The sequence below is a fragment of the Pseudomonas sp. WSY_20 genome (assembly GCF_043104335.1).
GTDB lineage: Bacteria > Pseudomonadota > Gammaproteobacteria > Pseudomonadales > Pseudomonadaceae > Aquipseudomonas > Aquipseudomonas parafulva_B.
This window is the reverse complement of record NZ_JBICKP010000041.1, coordinates 113,199-121,352: the sequence shown is the minus strand read 5'-3', so window position 1 is coordinate 121,352 and position 8,154 is coordinate 113,199. Positions and strand designations below refer to the sequence as shown.

Genomic DNA, 8,154 nt, shown 5'->3' with positions numbered 1-8,154 from the left:
CGTTCGGCCTTCTGAAGTCGCGAAGATCAAGATCAAGATCAAGATCAAGATCAAGATCAAGATCAAGATCAAGATCAAGATCAACAGAAGCACAAAAAGAAACAGTAACCTGTTTTAACTTTGAGTAGAGGTGTCTGGTTGCGCTTAATAGTTATATTCGGAACAGTATTCACGATATCTGCTGACGTATATAGCACTTAAGTGCGACATTGCCGGGGCGCCTGACAGGCCGCAATAGGTTGCGAGACAGCCCCGGCAATCTATGCTGCGAAGCTAAATTCCTGGGGCCGCGCCACAGCCCACCGTTGCTCTTCGTACCGGGAAAACCCCGACAGCCACCTTGTCAGTCCTCAAGCCACTGCGGGCTATTGAAATTATTCAACCGACAATCCTCTTCAGCGCAATCAACCGCCGCTACAGGCGAGCCGAGCAAGGCTCTCTGCAAACTGCGCTCTCCAGCGTTCCAGGCTTGCGCAAGCAGTGGCAGGATGGCGTGGGGCAGCACGCTGAACATCGGTTGCCAATACCCACCCTGGCGGACCATGGCGGCATTGTTGGCCGCCAAGGCGGCGCGACGCAGGTCGTTGATCAATACCTGATCGACCCGTGGCGCATCGCAGGCGAGCACCACCACCCACCCGTGCCGCGCTACCGCCAACCCGGCAAGCACGCCAGCCAGTGGGCCGGGGAAGCCGGCCTCGACATCACTCACGCATTGTTCTGCGTACCGCTGGTATACCTGCTGATTGCGATTGCACGAAACGATCAGGTCATCACTGAGCCCACGAACCACCGCATGAACGTGGGCAATCAGAGGACGGCCTTGCCAGTCGATCAGCCCTTTGTCACGCCCACCCATGCGTTGGCCACGGCCGCCGGCGAGCATGAGGACAGAGCAAGGGGGCAGGGTAGCAGGCATGAAAAAGGGTTCCTGGCAGTCAATGCCCGAAACCCTCCCACTTCACGCTTCGCTTGTCCAGTCAGTGACCGCGCGTGGCTGGCTCGTGGCAAGGCTCCAGTGGTCGTCGGCGCCCGGACAAACGCATCACCACGACAAAGAACACCGGTACGAAGACCACCGCCAGTGTGGCACTTAACATACCGCCAATGACCCCCGTACCGATGGCCTGCTGGCTTGCCGAGCTGGCACCGGTGGCGATGGCCAGTGGCACCACCCCAAGGATGAACGCCAGAGACGTCATCACGATGGGCCGCAGGCGCAGGCGGGCAGCCTCGAGTGCAGCCTGGGTGGCTTCCATGCCCTGGTCCACCAGGCTTTTGGCGAACTCGATGATCAGGATGGCGTTCTTTGCCGAAAGCCCGATCAAGGTGATCAAGCCCACCTTGAAGAACACGTCGTTGGGCATGCCGCGCAGTGTGACCGCCAGCACCGCACCCAGAATGCCCAGGGGCACCACCAGCAGCACCGCAGTGGGGATCGACCAGCTTTCATACAATGCCGCCAGGCACAAGAACACCACCAGCAGCGACAGGGCCATGAGTACCGGCGCCTGGCTGCCCGAAAGCCTTTCCTGCAGCGACAAGCCGGTCCATTCCAGCCCTACGCCGGGCGGCAGCTGCGCCACGATTCGCTCGATCTCGGCCATGGCCTGACCGGAGCTTTGTCCGGCTGCCGGCTCACCCGAAATGGACACCGCTGGGTAACCGTTGTAACGCGTCAACTGGACTGGACCGCTGACCCATCGGGGCTGGACAAAGGCGCCAAGCGGCACCATCTTGCCGGCGCTGTTGCGCACGTGAATCTTCAGCAAGTCTTCCACCTGGCTGCGCTGATCGCCCTCAGCTTGCACAACCACCCGCTGCATGCGGCCTTGGTTTGGAAAGTCATTGACGTAGCTCGAACCCACGGCTACGTCCAGCACCGAGCCGATATCGGCGAACGAGACCCCCAGTGCATTGGCCTGACGGCGGTCGATCTCCAGCTCCACTTGCGGGCTCTCGGCCAGGGACGCCTCGCGCACGTTGGTCAGTAGCGGGCTCTTGCTCGCCTTGGCCAGCAGCTCGTCACGTGCAGCCATGAGTTGGGCATGACCCAGCCCACCCCGGTCCTGCAAGCGGAACTCGAAGCCGGTGGACTCGCCCAGGCCGTCAATCGGCGGCGGCAGTACGGCGAAGGCGATGGCGTCCTTGAGTTGGGTGAGTGCCATGTTCGCGCGATCGGCAATGGACTGGGCACTGTCACCGGCGCCACGTTCGGACCAGTCCTTCAGGGTCGTGAAGGCCAACGCTGCATTCTGGCCACTGCCGGAGAAACTGAAACCCAGAATGACCGTGGTATTGCCTACGCCAGCTTCACCGCCGTTGTGCGCTTCGATCTGGGCCGCCACCTGCTCGGTCCGTATGCGGCTAGCGCCTGGCGGCAGTTGGATATCAGTGATGGTGTACCCCTGGTCTTCAGTGGGCAGAAAGGCAGTGGGCAACTGACTGAAGCCGTAGCCCAACACGCCCAGCAGCACGGCGTACACCAGCAGGTAGATCCCGCTGCGGCGAAGTGCTTGGGACACCCAGCCCTCATAGCCCTTGCTCATGCCCTCGAAGCGCCGATTGAACCAGCCGAAGAAACCGCCGCGCTGATGATGCTCGCCTTGGTTCACAGGCTTGAGCAAGGTCGCGCACAGCGCCGGGGTCAGGCTCAGGGCAAGGAAGGCCGAGAACAGAATGGAAACTGCCATGGACACCGAAAACTGCTGGTAGATCACGCCGACCGAGCCCTTCATGAAGGCCATGGGCAGGAACACGGCTACCAGCACCAGCGTGATGCCGATGATCGCCCCGCTGATCTGGCCCATGGCCTTGCGTGTAGCTTCCCGTGGCGCCAGGCCTTCTTCAGCCATGATTCGCTCAACGTTCTCGACCACCACAATGGCGTCATCCACCAGAATGCCAATGGCCAGGACCATGCCGAACAGGGTCAGCACGTTGACCGAAAAGCCCAGTAACAGCATCACGCCGAACGTACCCATCAGCGCCACGGGCACCACGAGTGTGGGAATCAAGGTATAACGCAGGTTCTGCAGGAACAGGAACATCACCGCGAACACCAGCACCATCGCTTCGAACAGCGTGCTGATGACCTGCTGTATGGAGACCTTGACGAACGGCGAGGTGTCGTAGGGAATATCGTACTTCACACCCTCCGGGAAGTAGCGCGCCAGGTCCTTCATCTTGGCGCGCACCAGTGTGGCCGTCTCCATGGCGTTGGCACCCGGGGCCAGCTGCACGCTGAATGCGGTGGCCGGCTTGCCATTCAGGCGCGTGCCGTACTGATACTCCTGGGCACCGATTTCTACCCGTGCTACATCACCGATGGTCACCACCGAACCGTCGGTATTGGCCCGCAGTACAATGGCGGCAAACGCTTCTGGTGTGGTCAGTTGGCCCTTGACCACCACGTTGGCGGTGATCTCCTGGGTAGCGGGGCTGGGCAGGTCGCCGATACTGCCGGGCGCTACCTGCGCATTCTGGGCGGTGATGGCTTCGGCCACGTCGTTGGGTGTGAGGTTCAGGCCGACCAGCTTGGCTGGGTCGATCCAGATGCGCATGGCGCGCTCGGAGCCATACAGCTGCGCTTTGCCGACCCCCTTGATGCGCCGGATCTCGTTCATCACGTTGCGCGCCAGGATGTCGGACAACGCGGTCTCGTCGAACTTCCCGTCCTCGGAGGTGAGCGTGCCCAGCAGCAGGAAGCCAGTGGACACCTTTTCCACCTGCAACCCTTGTTGGGTAACCGGGCGTGGCAGGCGCGACTCGACCACTTTCAAGCGGTTCTGCACGTCGACCTGGGCCAGGTCGGGCACGGTGCCCGGCTCGAAGGTGGCGGTGATGGTGGCGCTGCCCAGGCTGCTCTGCGACTCGAAGTACAGCAGGTTGTCGGCGCCGTTGAGCTCCTGCTCGATCAGGCTGACCACGCTTTCATCCATGGTTGCCGCCGAGGCGCCAGGGTATACGGCGTAGATCTCTACCTGCGGTGGCGCAACATTGGGGTACTGCGCCACAGGCAACTGAGGAATGGCCAGGGCGCCAGCCAGCAGGATGAACAGCGCCACCACCCAAGCGAAAATAGGGCGGTCAATGAAGAATTGCGGCATCGATCAAGCCCTCACTGGCCGGTGTGCTGGGTGACGGAGGTGGCCTGGGGCGCGGTGTCGATCTGCACACGTTCGCCTGCCTTGGCATGTTGCAGGCCTTCGACCACCACCTGGTCACCGGCAGCCAGGCCGTCGCGCACTACCCAGCGGTCGCCCTGTACGCTGCCCAGGACCACCTGCCGTTCGCTGACCTGAGACTGAGCATCCACGACCAGCACCTTCGGCACGCCTGCACTGTCACGCAGGATCGCCCGTTGCGGGACACTCAGGCCTTGCGCTTGCACGGCCTGGGCCAGGCGCACGCGCACATAGCTGCCTGGCAGCAAGTCGAGGTTGGGGTTGGGGAACTCGCTGCGCAGGGTGATCTGATTGGTCGAAGGGTCGACCTGGATGTCGGAAAACAACAGCTTGCCAGGCAGCGGGTAGGCACTGCCGTCGTCCTCGATCAAGGTGACACTGGCCTGGTCTGCGTCGACCCGTTGAAGCTGGCCGGCACGCAAGGCCTTGCGCAGCGCCGTGATCTCACGGGTTGACTGGGTGACGTCGACATGAATGGGGTCCAGTTGCTCGATGGTCGCCAGCGGCGTGGCTTCGTTCTGCCCGACCAATGCGCCTTCGGTCACCTGGGCGCGGCCAATGCGGCCAGCGATGGGGGCGGTGACGGTGGCGTATCCCAGGTTCAGACGGGCTCGTTGCACGGCTGCCTTGGCCTCGGCCACCGCTGCGTTGGCTTGCAGCAGGCTGGCCTTGGCGTTGTCGTATTCCTGGCCGCTGACGGCCTTGTCGTTGACCAGCTCGCGGTAACGCTGCTCTTGCAGGCGAGCCTGATAACGGGTGGCGTCGGCTCTGGCCAGTGCCGCCTGAGCGCTGTCCAGGTCGGCCTTGAAGGGTGCCGGATCGATCTGGAACAACACATCGCCCTGCTTGACGTCGCTACCTTCGCGGTAGACCCGTTTGAGCACCACGCCGGCCACCCGAGCCCGCACCTGAGCGGTACGCGGCGCCAGAATGCGGCCGTTGAGCTCGCTGGTAATGGCCAACGGTTGCAGTTGCAGCGTCTCGACGCGCACATGCGGGACCGGGGCTTGCTGTTCGGGTTCGTCGCTAGCGCTACAGCCGCCCAGGCTCGAGCCTACAAGCGCCAGAAGCGCCAGAAGCGCCATGCGGCGCAGGGTAACAGTGAATGTGTCGGACATTGGGATCTTCCGCTGATGATCTGCGCTATGCTACGGCACCCGGGTCATGATTGGCTGTTAACAGCTGTACGGGGAGTGTGAAAAAGTGTGAAACGATGGGTTGTGCACCGTGATGTTTCTATAAGCTTGGGCCACTATAACGCAGCGCTCACCTGGCCATGCCGAGCCGCAGTGCTGCAAGTCCCTATATCTGCCTGCCAAGCGACCCATGCCCACTATACTTCTGGTCGAAGACGACAGCGCCCTGGCCGAGCTCATCGCCAGTTACCTGCAACGCAACGAATTCGTGGTCCGGGTCATCGCCCGGGGTGACCACGTGCTGGACGAATATCGCCGGGACAAACCCGACCTGGTGATTCTCGACCTGATGCTCCCAGGCATGGACGGCCTGCAGGTGTGTCGTCAATTGCGCCATCAGTCCCAATGCCTGCCAATCCTGATGCTCACCGCCCGCGATGACAGCCATGACCAGGTGCTGGGGCTGGAAATGGGTGCTGACGACTACGTCACCAAGCCGTGCGAGCCACGGGTGTTGCTGGCAAGGGTGCGCACCTTGCTGCGCCGTAGCGGTAACGAACCCAGGCTGGACCATGACCTGATCGTGGTAGGTGGGTTGTGTATCGACCTGGCCGAGCGCACCGTCACCTGGCGCGGCGAGCCTGTCGACCTGTCGGCCGGGGAATTCAACCTGCTGGTCGTGCTGGCGCGCAATGCCGGGGTGGTGCTCAATCGCGACCGCATTCTTCAACAGCTGCGCGGTATCGAGTTCAACGGCACTGACCGTTCGGTGGACGTGGCCATTTCCAAACTGCGTCGCAAGTTCGACGACAACGCAGGCGAAGCACGCAAGATCAAGACGGTCTGGGGCAAAGGCTATCTGTTCAGCCGTGTCGAGTGGGAGTAAGCCGCGATGTTCAAGATCCTGGTGCGGCTGTATCTGCTGATCATCGTGGCCTATGCCGGAGCCTTGCTGTTCATACCCGACACCATCGTGGGGCTGTTTCAGGAACGCTTCATGGCCTACAACCTCAGCCAGACCAAAGGTGTGCAGACGCTGATCGTGCGTCAGTTTCACCAGGCTCCCCAGTCCCAGTGGCCTGTCGTGGCGCAGGCGCTTGCCGACGATTTTGCGCCCTTGCAGGTACAGCTGCTGCGTATTGACCATGCCCGCTTGGATGAAACGGAGCGCGCACGATTGGCACAGGGGGAGTCGGCAGTGCGCCTGGCCCAATGGGGCTACTACGAAACCCTGCTGGCGCCATTGGACAGCCATTGGCTGGTACGCCTGGATTCGCCGCCCGATCCTTTGGACATCAACGTCCTGTCCTGGGGCGTGACGGTGTTGATCGGGGCCGCGATGCTCGGTTGCCTGTTGCTCTGGGTATGGCCGCACTGGCGTGACTTGGAGCGCTTGAAGGAAACTGCCCGGCGCCTGGGCCAAGGGCAGATGTCCGAACGCACGCATATCTCGGCGCATTCGAACATTGGCGAACTGGCCAGGGTGTTCGACACCATGGCAAGCGACCTTGAACGCCATGTCAATCAGCAGCGCGAGTTGCTCAATGCCGTGTCCCACGAGCTGCGCACGCCTCTGACACGCTTGGATTTCGGTTTGGTGCTGCTATTTGACGAAGTGCCGCCGGCCAGCCGCAAGCGTTTGCTGGAGCTGGTCGGGCATGTGCGAGAGCTGGACGAACTGGTGTTGGAGTTGCTGTCTTACAGCCGTTTGTACAATGCCGACCAGGCGCGCGAGCGGGTGGAGGTGTCGTTGCTCGAGCTGGTGGACAGCGTGCTAGGCAGCTTTGCCGAGGAGTTGGACGGGCGTGGCATCCAGTGGGAGGTGCATGCCGACGCCGAGTTGCCACGCTTCGTGCTCGATCCGCGCCTGACGGCCCGAGCAGTGCAGAACCTGGTGCGCAATGCCATGCGCTACTGCGAGCAGCGCCTGGTGCTGCGCTTGCGCCTGGAGCCCGACGGGGCATGCCTGCTGACGGTAGAAGATGACGGCATCGGCATCCCCGTCGAGGAGCGTGAGCGAATCTTCCAGCCGTTCTATCGCCTGGACCGCAGCCGTGACCGCAGCACGGGTGGATTCGGCTTGGGGTTGGCGATCAGCAGGCGGGCCATTGAGGGGCAGGGCGGGACCTTGACGGTTGCCCAGTCCCCATTGGGCGGAGCGCAGTTCCGTATTCGCTTGCCCGCCGGGACGGTGGCCTGATGCCTGATAGTAAGCCTCTTCATTTAACCGGCGGGATCTTGTAGCGTGTCGGGTCGTCATTCAGGGAGCTGAACATGCAAGGCAAGGCCCGCAAGATCGTCCAGGCTATTCTCTACGAGGCCATCGCCGTGGCGTGCGTCGCCCCCGCCCTGGAGCTGGCGTTCGGGGCGGGGATGGCGCAGTCCACCGTGCTGTCGGTACTGATGTCAGGCGTTGCGATGAGCTGGAACATGCTCTACAACTGGGTGTTCGAGCGCTGGGAGGCGCGCCAGCCTCAGCGCAAGCGCACACTAATGCGCCGCTTGCTGCATGCGCTTGGCTTCGAAGGTGGCCTGGTGGTAATCCTGCTGCCGTTGGTGGCTTATTGGCTGCAAGTCAGCCTGCTGGCAGCGCTTTTGACCAACCTGGCCCTGTTCGTCTTCTTCTTCGTCTACGCCTTCGTGTTCCAGTGGGGCTTCGACAAGGTTTTTGACGTGCCGTTGTCGGCGCAGCAGGCCAAGTGTTGACGTGCGGCCAGCCCTCGGGCTAACGTTCGGCGCATGAACCGCTATCAGCCTGCCTTCGCCAGCATTATTACCGCCATCATTGGATTGGCGGGCTAGCGCGAGCATGCACCGAACCCGCCCTGGAG

6 protein-coding genes are annotated in these 8,154 nt (G+C 62.2%); 3 read left to right on the top strand and 3 right to left on the bottom strand.

The window, feature by feature from the left end; translation table 11 throughout:
* Positions 1 to 343: 343 nt before the first annotated feature.
* The 3 genes from mobA to ACF8E5_RS11265 form a co-directional block, all read right to left on the bottom strand.
* Positions 344 to 919: a molybdenum cofactor guanylyltransferase MobA gene (gene mobA, locus ACF8E5_RS11275; protein WP_145257444.1), complete on the bottom strand. Its 576-nt coding sequence runs from the start codon at positions 917 to 919 to the stop codon at positions 344 to 346.
* A 61-nt stretch (positions 920 to 980) separates the two neighbouring features.
* The gene (locus ACF8E5_RS11270; protein WP_326383498.1) at positions 981 to 4,109 is read right to left on the bottom strand and encodes an efflux RND transporter permease subunit; all 3,129 of its coding nucleotides are present in this window, start codon (positions 4,107 to 4,109) and stop codon (positions 981 to 983) included.
* A gap of 11 nt (positions 4,110 to 4,120) precedes the next feature.
* Entirely contained in the window at positions 4,121 to 5,305 is a 1,185-nt protein-coding gene (locus tag ACF8E5_RS11265) for an efflux RND transporter periplasmic adaptor subunit (RefSeq protein WP_078478581.1), read from the bottom strand.
* Positions 5,306 to 5,513: 208 nt separating this feature from the next.
* Here ACF8E5_RS11265 and ACF8E5_RS11260 point away from each other — a divergent pair, with 208 nt between their 5' ends.
* The 3 genes from ACF8E5_RS11260 (at position 5,514) to ACF8E5_RS11250 (ending at position 8,029) form a co-directional block, all read left to right on the top strand.
* On the top strand, positions 5,514 to 6,209 hold the full coding sequence (locus ACF8E5_RS11260) for a response regulator (RefSeq protein ID WP_078478582.1): 696 nt from the start codon (positions 5,514 to 5,516) through the stop codon (positions 6,207 to 6,209).
* Positions 6,210 to 6,215: 6 nt separating this feature from the next.
* On the top strand, positions 6,216 to 7,523 hold the full coding sequence (locus ACF8E5_RS11255) for an ATP-binding protein (protein ID WP_392475282.1): 1,308 nt from the start codon (positions 6,216 to 6,218) through the stop codon (positions 7,521 to 7,523).
* Between the two features lie 74 nt (positions 7,524 to 7,597).
* The gene (locus ACF8E5_RS11250; RefSeq protein WP_196126989.1) at positions 7,598 to 8,029 is read left to right on the top strand and encodes a PACE efflux transporter; all 432 of its coding nucleotides are present in this window, start codon (positions 7,598 to 7,600) and stop codon (positions 8,027 to 8,029) included.
* Positions 8,030 to 8,154: the final 125 nt, after the last annotated feature.